At 38.9% G+C, this 16893-nt stretch carries 11 protein-coding genes and 1 other annotated feature; of the genes, 8 read left to right on the top strand and 3 right to left on the bottom strand.

The window, feature by feature from the left end; all coding sequences use genetic code 11:
* Positions 1 to 17: 17 nt before the first annotated feature.
* Entirely contained in the window at positions 18 to 893 is an 876-nt protein-coding gene (locus tag O3670_RS02745) for a DivIVA domain-containing protein (protein ID WP_002890673.1), read from the top strand.
* Positions 880 to 1091 (top strand) — a binding site (T-box leader). It overlaps the preceding gene by 14 nt.
* 47 nt (positions 1092 to 1138) lie before the next feature.
* Positions 1139 to 3937: an isoleucine--tRNA ligase gene (gene ileS / locus O3670_RS02740; protein WP_002890674.1), complete on the top strand. Its 2799-nt coding sequence runs from the start codon at positions 1139 to 1141 to the stop codon at positions 3935 to 3937.
* Between the two features lie 91 nt (positions 3938 to 4028).
* On the opposite strand, the gene nrdF is transcribed toward ileS, so the two are convergent.
* The 3 genes from nrdF to nrdH form a co-directional block, all read right to left on the bottom strand.
* Positions 4029 to 4988 (bottom strand): class 1b ribonucleoside-diphosphate reductase subunit beta, encoded by a 960-nt coding sequence (nrdF, locus tag O3670_RS02735; RefSeq protein ID WP_155124228.1) that lies wholly within the window; start codon positions 4986 to 4988, stop codon positions 4029 to 4031.
* A 158-nt stretch (positions 4989 to 5146) separates the two neighbouring features.
* Positions 5147 to 7306, bottom strand: a complete 2160-nt coding sequence (gene nrdE / locus O3670_RS02730; RefSeq protein ID WP_002890676.1) for a class 1b ribonucleoside-diphosphate reductase subunit alpha — start codon at positions 7304 to 7306, stop codon at positions 5147 to 5149.
* Between the two features lie 90 nt (positions 7307 to 7396).
* Positions 7397 to 7621 (bottom strand): glutaredoxin-like protein NrdH, encoded by a 225-nt coding sequence (gene nrdH / locus O3670_RS02725; protein ID WP_004182714.1) that lies wholly within the window; start codon positions 7619 to 7621, stop codon positions 7397 to 7399.
* Positions 7622 to 7952: 331 nt separating this feature from the next.
* Between nrdH and acnA the strand changes: the two genes are divergently transcribed.
* From acnA to O3670_RS02695, 6 genes are all read left to right on the top strand, one after another.
* The gene (gene acnA / locus O3670_RS02720; RefSeq protein WP_371595762.1) at positions 7953 to 10616 is read left to right on the top strand and encodes an aconitate hydratase AcnA; all 2664 of its coding nucleotides are present in this window, start codon (positions 7953 to 7955) and stop codon (positions 10614 to 10616) included.
* Position 10617: 1 nt separating this feature from the next.
* Positions 10618 to 11742, top strand: coding sequence for a citrate synthase (locus O3670_RS02715; RefSeq protein WP_002890679.1), 1125 nt, complete (start codon positions 10618 to 10620; stop codon positions 11740 to 11742).
* A 13-nt stretch (positions 11743 to 11755) separates the two neighbouring features.
* A complete protein-coding gene (gene icd / locus O3670_RS02710) occupies positions 11756 to 12931 on the top strand; it encodes an NADP-dependent isocitrate dehydrogenase (RefSeq protein WP_002890680.1) in 1176 nt (391 codons plus the stop codon).
* Positions 12932 to 13192: 261 nt separating this feature from the next.
* Positions 13193 to 13456, top strand: coding sequence for a phosphocarrier protein HPr (locus O3670_RS02705; RefSeq protein ID WP_002884015.1), 264 nt, complete (start codon positions 13193 to 13195; stop codon positions 13454 to 13456).
* A gap of 4 nt (positions 13457 to 13460) precedes the next feature.
* Positions 13461 to 15194 (top strand): phosphoenolpyruvate--protein phosphotransferase, encoded by a 1734-nt coding sequence (ptsP, locus tag O3670_RS02700; protein ID WP_002890681.1) that lies wholly within the window; start codon positions 13461 to 13463, stop codon positions 15192 to 15194.
* A 218-nt stretch (positions 15195 to 15412) separates the two neighbouring features.
* On the top strand, positions 15413 to 16846 hold the full coding sequence (locus O3670_RS02695; protein ID WP_002890682.1) for an NADP-dependent glyceraldehyde-3-phosphate dehydrogenase: 1434 nt from the start codon (positions 15413 to 15415) through the stop codon (positions 16844 to 16846).
* The last annotated feature ends 47 nt before the right edge of the window (positions 16847 to 16893 follow it).

The following is a 16893-nucleotide window of genomic DNA, read 5'->3' as shown; positions in this document are numbered from 1 at the left end:
AATAAAGGAGGCCTGTAATGGCTATTACAGCACTTGATATTAAAGATAAACAGTTTACAACTAAATTTCGTGGATATAATGAGCAAGAAGTTGATGAATTTCTTGATATTATTGTAGACGATTATGAAGATTTAGTTCGTGACAATCGTGAACTTGCTGCTCGTGTAAAAGAGCTTGAAGAAAAATTGGCTTATTTTGATGAAATGAAAGAATCATTGAGTCAATCAGTTATTTTGGCTCAAGAAACAGCAGAAAAAGTTAAAGCTTCAGCGGCTGACGAATCAGCTAACTTGATTAATAAGGCTAACTTCAATGCTACTCATTTGGTTGAAGAAGCTAAATCTAAGGCATCTGAAATTCTTCGTGATGCAACAGATGAAGCCAAACGTGTTGCCATCGAAACAGAAGAACTTAAACGTCAAAGTCGTGTCTTCCACCAACGCCTATTGGCTGCAGTTGAAGGTCAGCTTAGCTTAGCAAGTGCTCCAGAATGGGGTGAATTGTTGCAACCAACAGCTATTTATCTTCAAAATTCAGATGCTGCCTTTAAAGAAGTTGTTGAAAAAGTTTTGGATGAGCATGTACCTGATTCAAATGATGCAGCTTCATTTGATGCAACTCGTCAATTCACTCCTGATGAAATGGCTGAACTTCAACGTCGCGTTGCTGAAAGTAATAAGCAAGTTGAAGATTTCTCTAGTCCAGAAGTTGATGAAACAAACGAAGTTGTTTCAACTCCAGTTGAGTTTGGTATTCCAGACACTTTCGAGAGTGAAGTGGCAGATTTCCCAACTTCAGCACCAGTAGATGAAGATTTTGATTTGCAACCTGAGACAACAGGTGAAATTAATCTAAACGAAACACAAACGTTTAAATTGAATATTAGCGAATAAGAAAAATACAACTTACCAAGTATATTAACAGCGAGTGGGAGATGGTGTGAGTCCCACATTCCCTATTTGGATAGTTATCATTTTCAAGCATTCTAACTGAAATAAGTAAGTTAGAAGGATGGTCCTCCTTACGGACATATGAGGGAGCAAATTCTTTTGCTCTGAATTAAGGTGGTACCACGAGCTTTCGTCCTTTTTGATGAAGGCTCTTTTTATTTAGTAAATTAAATTAAAGAGGAGATATAATGAAACTCAAAGAAACCTTAAATCTAGGTAAGACAGCCTTTCCAATGCGAGCTGGACTTCCTAACAAAGAACCAATCTGGCAAAAAGAGTGGGAAGATGCTAAGATGTATCAACGTCGTCAAGAGTTGAACCAAGGTAAACCTCACTTCACTCTTCATGATGGTCCTCCCTATGCCAATGGTAATATTCACGTTGGACATGCGATGAATAAAATTTCTAAGGATATCATTGTGCGTTCAAAATCAATGTCTGGTTTCTATGCTCCTTACGTTCCTGGTTGGGATACGCATGGTCTTCCAATTGAACAAGTGTTGGCAAAACAAGGTGTGAAACGTAAAGAACTTGATCGTGCTGAATATCTTAAGATGTGTCGCGATTATGCACTTTCACAAGTTGACAAACAACGTGAAGATTTCAAACGTCTTGGTGTTTCGGCTGATTGGGATAACCCATATGTTACTTTGACACCAGATTATGAAGCAGCTCAGATTCGTGTCTTTGGTGAGATGGCTAAAAAAGGTTACATCTATCAAGGTGCAAAACCAGTTTATTGGTCATGGTCATCAGAATCAGCGCTTGCTGAAGCAGAAATTGAGTATCATGATTTGGTTTCAACTTCACTTTACTATGCCAATAAGGTTAAGGATGGTAAAGGAGTACTAGACACAGATACATATATCGTAGTTTGGACAACAACACCATTTACAGTAACAGCTTCACGTGGTTTGACTGTTGGTGCTGATATCGAATACGTTCTCGTAAAACCTGCCGGAGAAGACCGCAAATTTGTTGTTGCTTCTGAATTACTTAATAGTCTTTCTGAGAAATTCGGTTGGACAGATGTGGAAGTACTTCAATCATACCGTGGTGAAGAATTAAATAAAATTGTGACTGAGCACCCATGGGATACAGAAGTTGATGAGCTTGTTATTCTTGGTGACCACGTTACTACAGATTCAGGTACAGGTATCGTCCATACGGCTCCTGGTTTTGGTGAGGATGACTATAACGTAGGTATTGCTAATGGTCTTGAAGTTGCCGTAACCGTTAATGAGCGTGGTATCATGATGGAAAATGCTGGACCTGATTTTGAAGGTCAGTTCTACGATAAAGTGGCTCCAATTGTTATGGAAAAACTCGGCGATTTACTCCTTGCTAAAGAAGAAATCTCACACTCATACCCATTCGACTGGCGTACGAAGAAACCAATTATCTGGCGTGCAGTACCACAATGGTTTGCATCTGTTTCTAAATTCCGTCAAGAGATTCTGGATGAGATTGAAAAAGTTAAATTCCATTCTGAGTGGGGTAAAGTTCGTCTCTACAACATGATTCGTGACCGTGGTGACTGGGTAATCTCTCGTCAGCGTGCTTGGGGTGTGCCACTCCCAATCTTCTATGCTGAAGATAAAACACCAATCATGACTGAAGAAACTATCGAACATGTGGCTAAACTTTTCGAAGAACACGGTTCAGTTATTTGGTGGGAACGTGATGCCAAAGATCTTCTTCCAGAAGGTTTTACACATCCTGGCTCACCAAACGGCGAGTTTACTAAAGAAACTGACATTATGGACGTATGGTTTGACTCAGGCTCATCATGGAACGGTGTTGTTGTTAACCGTCCTGAGTTAACTTATCCAGCTGACCTCTATCTCGAAGGTTCAGACCAATACCGTGGATGGTTTAATTCATCTCTTATTACATCTGTTGCCAATAATGGTGTTGCACCATATAAACAACTCTTGTCTCAAGGTTTTGCGCTTGATGGTAAGGGTGAGAAGATGTCTAAATCGCTCGGTAACACAATTGCTCCTAGTGATGTTGAGAAACAATTTGGTGCTGAAATTCTTCGTCTTTGGGTAACAAGTGTTGATACAACTAATGACGTTCGTATCTCAATGGATATCCTTAGCCAAGTATCAGAATCTTATCGTAAGATTCGTAACACACTTCGTTTCTTGATTGCCAATACCTCTGACTTCAATCCAACAACTGATGCTGTAGCCTTTGAAGACTTGCGTTCTGTAGATCAGTACATGACTATTCGATTTAACCAATTGGTTAAGACTATTCGTGATGCCTATGCAAACTTTGAGTTCTTGATCATCTACAAAGCCTTGGTTAACTTTATTAACGTTGAGTTATCTGCATTCTATCTTGATTTTGCCAAAGATGTGGTTTATATTGAGAGTGCGGAATCACTTGAACGTCGTCAAATGCAAACAGTCTTCTACGATATTCTTGTCAAGATTACAAAACTATTGACACCAATCCTTCCTCACACTGCAGAAGAAATTTGGTCATATCTTGAATTTGAAACAGAAGACTATGTTCAATTGTCAGAGTTGCCAGAAGCAGAAGATTTTGTGGGTCAAGATGCACTTCTTGAAAGATGGAATGCCTTCATGGATTTCCGTGGCCAAGCTCAAAAAGCTTTGGAAGAAGCTCGTAATGAAAAAGTTATTGGTAAATCGCTTGAAGCTCATTTGACTATCTATCCTGATGATGAAGTCAAAGAACTTATTGAAGGTTTGAACACTAACCTTGCTCAACTTTTGATTGTTTCAGCATTGACTATTGCTGAAGGAGAAGCACCTGAATCTGCTGTAAGCTTTGAAGGCGTGGCATTCACAGTAGAACGTGCTACAGGTGATGTCTGTGACCGTTGTCGTCGTATCGATCCAACTACTAAAGAACGCAGCTACAACGCGACTATCTGTGATCACTGTGCTAGCATTGTTGAAGAAAACTTTGCTGAAGGTGTAGCAGAAGGTTTTGAAGTAAAAGCAAAATAAAATAAAAAGAGTTCACCGTGAACTCTTTTTTCTATTTGTTTTTCGAATATGGTATTGAACACAATAAAAAACTAGCTCAGCTAGTTTTTTATTATAGTCCGTAGTTATAATCATCGTCTTGCATGGCTTCGACAGTTCCTAGAAGGTAACCATTACCAACTTGAGAGAAGAAGTCGTGGTTAGATGTTCCTGTAGAAATACCATTCATAACGATTGGGTTAACATCGTTCGCACTATCTGGGAAGAGTGGATCTTGTCCCAGGTTCATAAGAGCCTTGTTGGCGTTGTAACGAAGGAAAGTCATAACTTCCTCAGTCCATCCAACACCATCATAAAGCGATTTAGTGTAGAGCTCTTCATTTTCATACAATTGATAGAGGAGATCATACATCCATTCACGGAAACTTTCTTGCTCTTCTTCAGGCAATTCGTTGAATCCAAGTTGGAATTTATAGCCAATATAGGTTCCGTGAACAGATTCGTCACGGATAATGAGCTTGATAATTTCAGCAACGTTAGCTAGCTTGTTATTACCAAGATAATAGAGTGGAGTGAAGAACCCTGAATAGAAAAGGAAAGTTTCAAGATATGTTGAAGCAACCTTTTTCTGAAGAGGCGTTCCATTTTCATAGATATCGTTAATGATTTTCGCCTTGGTTTGGAGGTATTTGTTACTGTTAGTCCACTCGAAAATTTCTTCAATTTCAGATTTAGTATTCAAAGTTGAGAAGATTGAAGAGTAGGATTTGGCGTGAACAGACTCCATGAACTGAATGTTGTTCAATACAGCTTCTTCATGAGGTGTACGGACGTCTGCACGAATGGCTTCAACACCAGTTTGAGATTGCATGGTATCTAGCAATGTTAAACCACCGAAAACTTTTCCAACCAAATCTTTTTCTTCAGTGGAAAGTTTACGCCAGTCATCAAGGTCATTTGAAAGTGGGATACGTGTATCTAGCCAAAATTGCTCGGTCAATTTTTCCCAGGTAGATTTATCAATCGCATCTTCGATTTCATTCCAGTTAATGGCTTTGTAGTAAGTTTCCATTAGAAACCTCTTTCTTTATTGATATCGTTACTATTTTATCATAATTCAAAATCATGATATAGTTTTTTTGAGTTGATCTATTAAAAAAGTCGGCGAACCGACCTTTTAATACATTTTGTAAATAAGAGTAGTGAAGTTGCTATCGTTAAATCACTATCTTAAATGACACAGCTTTCACATTGGTTAGAACCAACCTCTTCCCCATCATCTGTATAAGTACGGATGTAGTAGATTGATTTAATTCCTTTGTTAAAGGCGTAGTTACGAAGGATAGAAAGGTCACGAGTTGTTTGTTTATTTTCTGTTTTCCATTCGTAAATTTCTTTTGGTAACTCACTACGCAAGAATAGGGTTAATGACAAACCTTGATCAACGTGTTCAGTCGCAGCGGCATAGACGTCGATAACTTTACGCATGTCCATGTCGTAGGCTGAGGTGTAGAAAGGAATTGTGTCTGTTGAAAGACCGTTGGCCGGATAGTAAATTTTTCCGATTTTCTTTTCTTGACGTTCTTCAATACGTTGTGTAATTGGATGGATAGAAGCAGAACAGTCATTAATATAAGAGATTGAGCCATTTGGTGCAACAGCCAAACGGTTTTGATGGTAGAGTCCATCTTTCTTAACGAGTTCACGTAGTTCTTCCCAATCTTTGGCTTGTGGGATGAAGTGACCATCGAAAAGTTCTTTGATACGGTCAGATTTAGGAACGTATTGACCTGTAACGTATTTATCAAAGTAAGAACCATCAGCATATTTTGATTTTTCAAAACCGACAAAGGTTTCTTGACGTTCGCGGGCAATATTGTTAGATTCAACCAAAGTCCAGTAGTTCATAAGCATGAAGTAGATATTAGTGAATTCAACAGATTCGGGGCTACCATACTCGATATGGTGTTTAGCAAGGTAAGAGTGAAGCCCCATAGCTCCTAAACCAAAGGTATGAGCTTGTTGGTTACCATTTTTGATGGATGGTACAGCATCAATACTTGAACTATCTGTAACAAAGGTAAGTGCACGTGTCATAGCCTTAATCGAACGTCCGAAGTCAGGAGATGTCATCATGTTAAGGATATTAGTTGATCCAAGGTTACATGAAATATCTGTACCGAGTTTGACAAACTCTTGTGCATCGTTAAGTTCACTTGGTGTTTGAACTTGGAGAATTTCAGAACAGAGGTTGGACATGACGATCTTACCATCAATTGGGTTGTGTCGATTGGCTGTATCAACATTGACAATATATGGATAACCTGATTCTTGTTGGAGTTTAGAAATTTCAGTTTCTAGCTCACGTGCATTAATCTTGGTTTTTGTAATATTGGGATTGGCCACCAACTCATCATACATAGCTGTAATATCAATGTAGTTATATGGTTTACCATACTCTTTTTCGACTGAGTAAGGGCTGAAGAGGTACATATCTTCATTATTACGTGCCAACTCGTAGAATTTATCTGGAACTGTAACACCAAGTGATAGTGTCTTAACACGCACCTTCTCATCGGCATTCTCTTTCTTAGTAGAAAGGAAGGCAAGGATATCTGGGTGGAAAACATCCAGGTAAACAACACCAGCACCTTGACGTTGGCCAAGTTGGTTTGAGTAAGAGAAGCTATCTTCAAAAAGCTTCATAACAGGTACGACACCAGAGGCTGCCCCAGCGTATCCTTTGATAGGAGCACCAGCTTCACGTAGATTGGATAGGCTAATACCTACCCCACCACCAATACGTGATAACTGGAGGGCCGAGTTGATAGAACGTCCGATTGAATTCATGTCATCCGTTACTTGAATAAGGAAACATGACACGAGTTCACCACGACGGCTACGTCCAGCATTTAGAAATGAAGGAGTAGCAGGTTGGTAACGTTGGTGAATCATTTCGTTAGCAAGGTCACTAGCAAGGTTTTCATCACCATCAGCAAAGTAAAGGGCGTTGAAAAGAACGCGATCTTCAATACTTTCGAGGTAAGACTCGCCATCGTTTGTTTTGAGGGCATATTGTTGGTAGAACTTGTAGGCTGCCATGAAAGATTGGAAGCGGAATTTTTGAGAATGAATTTCTGCAGACAACTTTTCGATGAAAGCAGGTTCGTATTTACCGATGAATTCAGACTCGATATAATCGTTCTCAATCAAATAATTAATTTTATCTGTGATGCTGTTGAATGCCATTGAATTTGGCTTAACGTTTTCAAGGAAGAAGGCACGAAGTGCTTCTTTGTCCTTATGCAAAGGAATTTGACCGTTAACAGGACGGTTAATTTCGTTGTTGAGGCGGAAGTATGAGACATCGCCAAGATTTTTTAAAGACATAATACAGATACCAGGCTCAGTTTAATAGTATATTAAGGTTAAAATATTAAACTAAGCAAACAAGTTCCTTTCTATTTAAAAACTTGATAATTAAAGGATTTCTTTAAGTTTAGTCGGTTGAAAACCTGAAAAGACGATATCGCCTGCTTCAATAACTGGAGCAGCAGTGAAACCAAGACTTTTTACGTAATCGATTTTTTCTGGTTGTTCATCAATGTTGATTTCTTCGAAATCAGCACCTTCCTTTTCCAAGAATTTTTTAGTCATTTTGCACTGCATGCAGTTGTTTTTAGAAAACAATGTAATCTTTGCCATTGCAAATACTCCTTTATAAAAAGATTTTAAGTGACTAGGAGTCACTTTTTCAACTCTAATAGAATACCCAAAATATTGGGAAAAATCAAGCTAAATATCTTAAGGAGATACAATATTTTGTGTTTAGTATTGAAACACAACCCTATATCTTGTGTTTCAAAGGCTTTTTTAAGTTCTCTAAATTAAATAGAATTTGTTTATGAAAATGGCTAAAAAAGAAATATCTCACCATAAATGTTATATAATATGACATCAAAATGCCAATTCTATTTGTTTTTTCAAAAAAAACAGTGTAGAATAAAGAAAATTTTTAACTAATGGAGGTTCAAGTATGCAAGAATACTGTTCAAATCTAACTGTAAATGGTAAGACATTCTCTTTCTATGATCTCGAAAAAGCAGCGAAATTTCATGATGTTAAGGTCGGAGAACTACCTTATACCATTCGAATCCTACTTGAAAGTCTCCTCCGAAAAAAAGATGGCGTCGATGTTAAGGAATCTCACATTGCTGATCTAATGAAATTTCCGAATTTTCCAACAATTTCTGAAGTGCCTTTTAAACCAAGTCGTGTTATCTTACAAGATTTTACAGGAGTTCCTGTTGTTGTTGATTTAGCTTCAATGCGTGATGCTATAGTGGCTAATGGTGGTAAAGCCGAATTTATTAATCCCGAGATTCCAGTAGATTTGGTCATCGACCACTCTGTCCAAGTAGATTCATATGGATGTGATACTGCTCTTGAAGATAATATCAATCTAGAGTTTAAACGTAATAACGAGCGCTATGAATTTCTTAAGTGGGCTGAACAGTCTTTTGAAAATTACCGTGCGGTTCCACCAGCAACAGGGATTATTCACCAGGTTAATATTGAATTTTTGAGCGATGTCATTATTGAAAATGATGGGCTCCTATATCCTGACTCTATGTTTGGTACAGATAGTCACACGACTATGATTAATGGTATTGGCGTTCTTGGTTGGGGTGTTGGTGGAATTGAAGCTGAAGCAGCTATGCTAGGTGAAGCGTCTTATTTCCCAATTCCAGAGGTTATTGGTGTACATCTGACAGGAGAGCTGCCTAAAATTGCCACAGCAACAGATTTGGCTCTCAAGATTACTCAGGTGCTTCGTTCTGAAAATGTGGTTGGTAAATTTGTTGAGTACTTTGGACCTGGCTTGAAGAGTTTATCTCTAGCTGACCGTGCTACTGTCGCTAATATGGCACCGGAATATGGTGCGACTTGTGGTTATTTTCCTATTGATGACGAGACTCTTAACTACATGCGTTTAACTAATCGTGATGAGGAACATATCCAAGTCACTGAAGCCTATACAAAAGCCAATCATCTTTTCTATGATCCAAGTAAAGAAGCCAAGTATACTAAGATTGTTGAAGTCGATTTGTCATCTATTAAACCTTCTATCTCAGGTCCTAAACGTCCACAAGATTTGATTCTCTTATCTGATGCTAAGCAAGAATTTCAAGATGCAGTGGTACGTGAAGCAGGTGTCCGTGGTTTCGGTTTGGATAATGAAGAGTTAGCAAAAACTGCAAAAGTTGATTTTGAGGATCATTCAGAAACAATTCAAACGGGTCATGTTGCCATTGCAGCAATCACATCATGTACCAATACCTCAAATCCGTACGTTCTTATGGCAGCCGGTCTTTTAGCTAAAAAAGCGGTTGAGAAAGGATTAAAAGTCTCTCCAACAGTCAAGACCTCTTTGGCGCCTGGATCTAAAGTCGTTACAGGTTATCTCAAAGCTTCAGGCTTGCAAACCTATCTAGATAAGCTTGGCTTTAACTTGGTAGGTTATGGTTGCACAACTTGTATTGGTAACTCAGGAGATTTACGTCCTGAAGTGGCTAAGGCTATTGTAGACAATGACCTCCTAGCGAGTGCTGTATTGTCAGGAAATCGTAATTTTGAAGGGCGTATTAATCCACTTGTTAAAGCGAATTTCTTGGCTAGTCCACCATTAGTTGTTGCTTATGCCTTGGCTGGTAACACGAATATTGATTTGACAACTGAGCCTCTAGGCTTTGACGACAATGGTCAAGCTGTTTATTTAGAGGAGATTATGCCATCTCGTGATGACATTGAGACTTATGTTGATAAATACGTCACCCGTCAACTCTTCCAAGATGAATATGCCAGTGTCTTTTCTGATAGCGAGAAGTGGAATGCCATTCCTACTGAACAAAATCAAAATTATAAATGGAATCAAAACTCTACCTATATTCAAAACCCACCTTACTTTGATGCTTTAGGAGATGATTTGAGTATTAAACCATTGAATGATTTGAAGGTTTTGGCTAAATTTGGAGATACGGTTACAACAGACCATATTTCTCCAGCGGGTAATATTGCTAGAAATAGTCCAGCAGCTCGTTATTTGACTGAGAATGGTGTTGATTATCAAGAATTTAATTCTTATGGTAGCCGTCGTGGAAATCACGAAGTCATGATGCGAGGAACTTTTGCTAATATTCGTATCAAGAATGAGCTAGCAGATGGAAAAATTGGTGGATATACTAAATATGATGGTGATATTCTACCTATATATGATGCTGCTATGAAATATAAAGAAGCTAATCAAGATACGCTTGTAATTGCTGGTAAGGATTATGGTATGGGCTCTAGTCGTGACTGGGCTGCTAAAGGTGCAAATCTCCTTGGTGTAAAAGTAGTGCTTGCTGAGAGTTTTGAGCGTATTCACCGTTCAAATCTAGTTATGATGGGGATTTTACCAGTACAATTTATGGAAGGGGAAAATGCTGAAAGTCTTGGATTGACAGGGCATGAGACCTTTAGCTTCGATCTTTCAGAAAATCCAGGTGTCCATGATGTTATCACTGTTACAGCTTCAACACCTGAACAAACCAAAACCTTTAAAGCCTTGGTACGCTTCGATGCAGATGCTGATATTCGCTACTATAAAAATGGTGGTATCTTACCAATGGTTGTAAGAAAAAAATTGAAGGGAGCCTAATATGACAACAGTTGAAATTAATGGACTTAAGGATATGATTGCCTGTAATACTAGGATTTCATCTATTATTGATGACCATTTATCCTATGCAGGATATGATATTTCCGAGTTTATGGAAAATAAAGCGTCTTTTGAGGAAGTGATTTATCTCTTATGGAATGGTCATCTTCCTACGCAAATGGAACTCAAGTATTTTGAAGCTGAGTTGCGTAAGAACTATGACATTTCAGATGCTGTAGAACAATGCATTCTTATCCAATCTCGTCCACATTTGCACCCAATGAGTGTTTTACGTTCAACAGTTTCACTACTTGGGGTATACAATGTGGATGCTGAGGAGAAATCCATGGAAGCCGTTTATCAGCAAAGTATTGAATTGATGGCTAAATTGCCAACAATTATTACGACTTTTGCACGCTTACGCACTGGTAAAATGCCCCTCAAACCAAGAGAAGATTTAGGTTTTGCTGCTAATTTTCTTTACATGCTGAATGGTGTTGAACCTTCTGAAATTGAAGTTGAGGCTATGAATAAGGCCTTAATTCTACATGCTGATCATGAGTTGAATGCTTCAACTTTTGCAGCGCGTGTTTGTGCTTCGACTCTGACAGATATTTATTCTTGTGTTACAACAGCTATTGGTGCTCTAAAAGGTCCCCTGCATGGTGGGGCTAATGAACGCGTCTTTGATATGCTTAAAGAAATCCGCGAATCAGGTGATGTTTATGCTTACTTGCAGGAAAAACTTGACTCTAAAGAGAAAATCATGGGATTTGGGCACCGTGTATACAAGAAACAGGACCCTCGTGAAATTTTCTTAAGAGATATGGCTAAAAAGTTGACAGAGGGTACCGAGAATGAAGAATTCTTTAATATGTCTCAAGAAATTGAAGAGTTCATGAAAGATAAGAAGGGATTAATTCCCAATGTAGACTTCTATTCAGCCACCGTATATCATACTCTAGGAATTGACAGCGATATCTTCACACTTATCTTTGCAATGAGTCGTGTTGCCGGCTGGATTGCTCATATTCAAGAGCAGCAAAAAAATAACAAATTGATTCGTCCTCGCTCACAGTATATTGGACAAGAAAATATGACCTATATTCCTTTAGAAAAACGCTAGGGAGGAAAGCTATATGGCAGAAAAAATCGTAATGACAAATGGACAGCTTCAAGTTTCTGATAGTCCAATTATCCCTTTTATTGAAGGGGATGGTGTTGGAGATGATATCTGGAAGAATGCCCAAGCAATCTTTGATAAAGCAGTAGAAGTAGCCTATGAAGGAAAGCGTCAAATTGAGTGGCAAGAGCTCCTAGCTGGTAAGAAGGCTTATGATAAAACAGGGGAATGGTTGCCGAAAAAAACATTGGAGACTATTCGAGAAAGTTTAGTTGCTATTAAGGGTCCGCTTGAGACGCCAGTAGGTGGAGGGATTCGTTCTTTAAATGTAGCTTTACGTCAAGAACTTGATCTCTACGCTTGTGTTAGACCGGTTCGTTACTTTGAAGGAGTAGCAAGTCCGCTTAAGGAACCTGAAAAAACGAATATTACTATTTTTCGTGAAAATACTGAAGATATTTATGCGGGAATTGAATGGGAAGCGGGAACAACAGATGTTAAGCGCGTGATTGAGTTTCTCCAGACAGAAATGAATGTTAGTAAAATTCGCTTCCCAGAATCAAGTAGTATCGGAATCAAGCCAATTTCAATAGAAGGAAGTAAACGTCTCATTCGCTCGGCTATCGACTATGCTCTCAAGAACAATCTAAAAAAAGTGACCTTAGTTCATAAGGGGAATATTCAAAAATTTACAGAAGGTGGCTTCCGTAAATGGGGTTATGAAGTGGCTCAGGAAGAATATAAAGAAGAATTGCTGACTGGTCGTTTAGAGATTAATGATATAATCGCGGATAACTTTCTACAACAGATTCTTTTAAATCCAGAAAAATTTGATGTTGTTGCCTTAACCAACTTGAATGGTGATTATGCCAGTGACGCCTTAGCTGCACAAGTTGGCGGTATCGGCATTTCCCCTGGAGCCAACATTAACTATCAAACAGGCCATGCTATTTTTGAAGCAACACATGGAACAGCTCCGGATATCGCAGATCAAGATAAGGCTAATCCTTGCTCAGTTCTATTATCTGGCTGCATGCTTCTAGATTATATTGGTTGGACTGAGGCAGCTCAACTGATTACAAGTGCTATTGAAAAGACATTTAAAGCTGATATCTTTACAGCTGACTTAGCATTTGGAAAACAAGCTTATTCAACGAGTGCCTTTAGCAATCAAATTCTTTCAATTATGTGATTGTTTTTGCTCGAAAATGAAAATTAACGATTGAAAACACCATGAAAGAAATTTTCTGAAAATGTTGTAAATAACTAGAGACTAGTATTTGCTTATGTTTAAAAAATTGAAAATGAGCAGTAAAATGAGAGATAGGCTTTTGAAAAACTTGTAGAAAGTACGTTTTAACCTTGATAATCTCAATTAGCTATGTTATAATTCTAAATTGTAAGGGTTATCATTGATAACTCAAATATTCCAAACTAAGAAGGAGAATCCATTATGGCTTCTAAAGATTTCCACATTGTTGCAGAAACAGGTATCCACGCACGTCCAGCTACTTTGCTTGTTCAAACAGCTAGCAAATTTGCTTCAGATATCACTCTTGACTACAAAGGTAAAGCAGTTAACCTTAAATCAATCATGGGTGTTATGAGCCTTGGTGTTGGTCAAGGTGCTGACGTAACTATCTCTGCAGAAGGTGCTGATGCTGATGATGCAATCGCAGCAATCGCAGAAACAATGACAAAAGAAGGATTGGCATAAGAATATGACAGAAATGCTTAAAGGAATCGCAGCATCTGATGGTGTTGCAGTTGCTAAGGCATATCTGCTTGTTCAACCGGACTTGTCATTTGAAACTGTAACAGTTGAAGATACAAGTGCAGAAGAGGCTCGTCTAGATGCTGCTCTAGCGGCGTCACAAGACGAGCTTTCTGTTATCCGTGAAAAAGCAGTTGAAAGCCTTGGTGAAGAAGCGGCAGCCGTTTTTGACGCTCACTTGATGGTTCTTGCTGACCCAGAAATGACTGGTCAAATTAAAGAAACTATCCGTGCTAAACAAGTTAATGCTGAAGCTGCTTTGACAGAAGTAACAGACATGTTTATCGCTATTTTTGAAGGTATGGAAGATAACCCATACATGCAAGAACGTGCAGCGGATATTCGTGACGTTACAAAACGTGTGCTTGCTAACTTGCTTGGTAAGAAATTGCCTAACCCGGCAACAATCAACGAAGAATCAATCGTTGTTGCTCATGACTTGACACCATCTGATACAGCTCAGTTGAACAAAAAGTACGTAAAAGCCTTTGTTACTAACATCGGTGGACGTACAAGTCACTCAGCTATCATGGCGCGTACACTTGAAATCGCAGCCGTTCTTGGAACAAATAACATCACAGAACTTGTCAAAGATGGTGATGTTTTGGCTGTTTCAGGTATTACTGGTGAAGTTGTTATCAACCCAACTGAAGAGCAAATTGCTGAGTTCAAAGCAGCTGGTGAAGCTTACGCTAAACAAAAAGCTGAATGGGCTCTCCTTAAAGATGCTCAAACAGTTACTGCTGATGGAAAACATTTCGAATTGGCTGCTAACATCGGTACACCTAAAGACGTTGAAGGTGTAAATGATAACGGTGCAGAAGCTGTTGGTCTCTATCGTACAGAATTCTTGTATATGGATTCTCAAGACTTCCCAACTGAAGATGACCAATATGAAGCTTACAAAGCAGTTCTTGAAGGTATGAACGGTAAACCTGTTGTCGTTCGTACAATGGATATCGGTGGGGATAAAGAACTCCCTTACTTCGATCTTCCTAAAGAAATGAACCCATTCTTAGGTTACCGTGCTTTGCGTATCTCTATCTCTGAAACTGGTAATCAAATGTTCCGTACACAATTGCGTGCTTTGCTTCGTGCATCTGTTCACGGTAAATTGCGTATCATGTTCCCAATGGTTGCTTTGTTGACTGAGTTCCGTACTGCTAAAGGTATTCTTGAAGAAGAAAAAGCTAAATTGGTTGCTGAAGGTGTTGCCGTTGCAGACGATATCGAAGTAGGTATCATGATTGAAATCCCAGCTGCAGCTATGCTTGCTGACCAATTTGCTAAGGAAGTTGATTTCTTCTCAATTGGTACAAATGACCTTATCCAATACACAATGGCTGCTGACCGTATGAACGAACAAGTTTCATACCTTTACCAACCATATAACCCATCAATCCTTCGTTTGATTAACAATGTTATCAAAGCGGCTCATGCTGAAGGTAAATGGGCTGGTATGTGTGGTGAAATGGCCGGTGACCAAACTGCTGTTCCACTTCTTGTTGGAATGGGCTTGGATGAGTTCTCAATGTCAGCGACATCTGTTCTTCGTACACGTAGCTTGATGAAGAAACTTGACACAGCTAAAATGGAAGAATACGCTAACCGTGCTCTTACTGAATGTGCAACAATGGAAGAAGTTCTTGAACTTTCAAAAGAATACGTTAACGTAGACTAATCATAAAAAGTGGAGGCTTAGGCTTTCACTTTTTTTATATCTAAACGGAGACAAAATAATTGACTCATTCTTTAGTTAGGAGTAGAATACGGCTAACCTAGGTTAACAATTTTAACTATTTTTTGTCAAAATTTTCTGAATAATTCTCGTTTAAATCTTGGAATATTTCTAAAAAAATGATAAAATAGGTCTTATAATAGATAAAAGGAGTTACTATCTTGGCTAAACAATACAAAAACTATGTCAATGGTGAGTGGAAAACATCTGAAAACGAAATTACTATCTATGCACCTGCAAACGGTGAGGAACTTGGATCAGTTCCAGCAATGAGTCAAGCTGAAGTAGACGAAGTCTACGCAGCAGCTAAAGCAGCACTCCCAGCATGGCGTGCGCTTTCATATGCTGAACGTGCAGCATACCTTCATAAAGCAGCAGATATCTTGGAACGTGATGCAGAAAAGATCGGTCAAGTTCTTTCTAAAGAAATCTCTAAAGGTTTGAAATCAGCAATCGGTGAAGTCGTTCGTACTGCTGAAATCATCCACTATGCAGCTGAAGAAGGTTTGCGTTTGGAAGGTGAAGTACTTGAAGGTGGTGCCTTTGACGCTGGTAGCAAGAAAAAAATCGCTGTTGTTCGTCGCGAACCAGTAGGTCTTGTCCTTGCTATTTCACCATTTAACTATCCAGTAAACTTGGCTGGTTCTAAAATTGCTCCTGCCTTGATTGCTGGTGACGTTGTTGCCTTCAAACCACCAACACAAGGTTCTATCTCAGGTCTTCTTTTGGTTGAAGCATTTGTTGAAGCTGGTATCCCTGCAGGTGTCTTGAACTCTATCACAGGTCGTGGTTCTGTTATCGGTGACTACATCGTTGAACACAAAGCAGTTGATTTCATCAACTTCACAGGTTCAACACCAGTTGGTGAAAACATCGGTCGTTTGGCAGCTATGCGTCCAATCATGCTTGAACTTGGTGGTAAAGATGCCGCTATCGTTCTTGAAGATGCTGATCTTGACTTGACTGCTAAAAACATTGTTGCTGGTGCCTTTGACTATTCAGGTCAACGTTGTACAGCTATCAAACGTGTCCTTGTAATGGATAGCGTTGCAGATGAATTGGTAGAAAAAGTAACTGCTTTGGTAGGTAATATCACTGTTGGTATGCCTGAAGAAAGCGCAAGCGTTACACCGCTTATCGATACAAAAGCTGCTGACTTCGTTCAAGGTTTGATTGATGATGCAGTTGAACAAGGTGCTACTGCTAAAACTGAATTGAAACGTGAAGGTAACCTTATTTACCCAGCAGTCTTTGACCATGTAACAACTGATATGCGTCTTGCTTGGGAAGAACCATTTGGTCCAGTATTGCCATTCATCCGTGTATCTTCAGTTGAAGAAGCAATCAAGATTTCTAACGAATCTGAATTTGGACTTCAAGGTGCTGTCTTCACACAAGATTACCCACGTGCATTTGCAATTGCTGAACAACTTGAAGTTGGTACAGTTCACATCAACAACAAAACACAACGTGGTACAGATAACTTCCCATTCCTTGGTGTTAAAGGATCTGGTGCCGGAACTCAAGGTGTGAAATACTCTATCGAAGCTATGACTCGTGTGAAATCAACAGTATTTGATATCGCAAACTACTAAGAGTGTAGCTATTCAATCATTAAAAAAGTGTAAAGAGTCCCAATAAT

Source organism: Streptococcus sp. 27098_8_74, assembly GCF_041431705.1.
GTDB lineage: Bacteria > Bacillota > Bacilli > Lactobacillales > Streptococcaceae > Streptococcus > Streptococcus salivarius_E.
The sequence above is the reverse complement of the archived record's forward strand: the minus strand, read 5'-3'. Positions and strand labels throughout refer to the sequence as shown.

Bases quoted from the DNA above. Each gene is read 5' to 3' on its own strand.
- ileS (WP_002890674.1), top strand. From the start codon at position 1,139: ATGAAACTCAAAGAAACCTTAAATCTAGGTAAGACAGCCTTTCCAATG.
- ptsP (WP_002890681.1), top strand. From the start codon at position 13,461: ATGACAGAAATGCTTAAAGGAATCGCAGCATCTGATGGTGTTGCAGTT.
- O3670_RS02705 (WP_002884015.1), top strand. From the start codon at position 13,193: ATGGCTTCTAAAGATTTCCACATTGTTGCAGAAACAGGTATCCACGCA.
- nrdF (WP_155124228.1), bottom strand. From the start codon at position 4,988: ATGGAAACTTACTACAAAGCCATTAACTGGAATGAAATCGAAGATGCG.
- icd (WP_002890680.1), top strand. From the start codon at position 11,756: ATGGCAGAAAAAATCGTAATGACAAATGGACAGCTTCAAGTTTCTGAT.
- O3670_RS02745 (WP_002890673.1), top strand. From the start codon at position 18: ATGGCTATTACAGCACTTGATATTAAAGATAAACAGTTTACAACTAAA.
- O3670_RS02715 (WP_002890679.1), top strand. From the start codon at position 10,618: ATGACAACAGTTGAAATTAATGGACTTAAGGATATGATTGCCTGTAAT.
- nrdE (WP_002890676.1), bottom strand. From the start codon at position 7,306: ATGTCTTTAAAAAATCTTGGCGATGTCTCATACTTCCGCCTCAACAAC.
- acnA (WP_371595762.1), top strand. From the start codon at position 7,953: ATGCAAGAATACTGTTCAAATCTAACTGTAAATGGTAAGACATTCTCT.
- nrdH (WP_004182714.1), bottom strand. From the start codon at position 7,621: ATGGCAAAGATTACATTGTTTTCTAAAAACAACTGCATGCAGTGCAAA.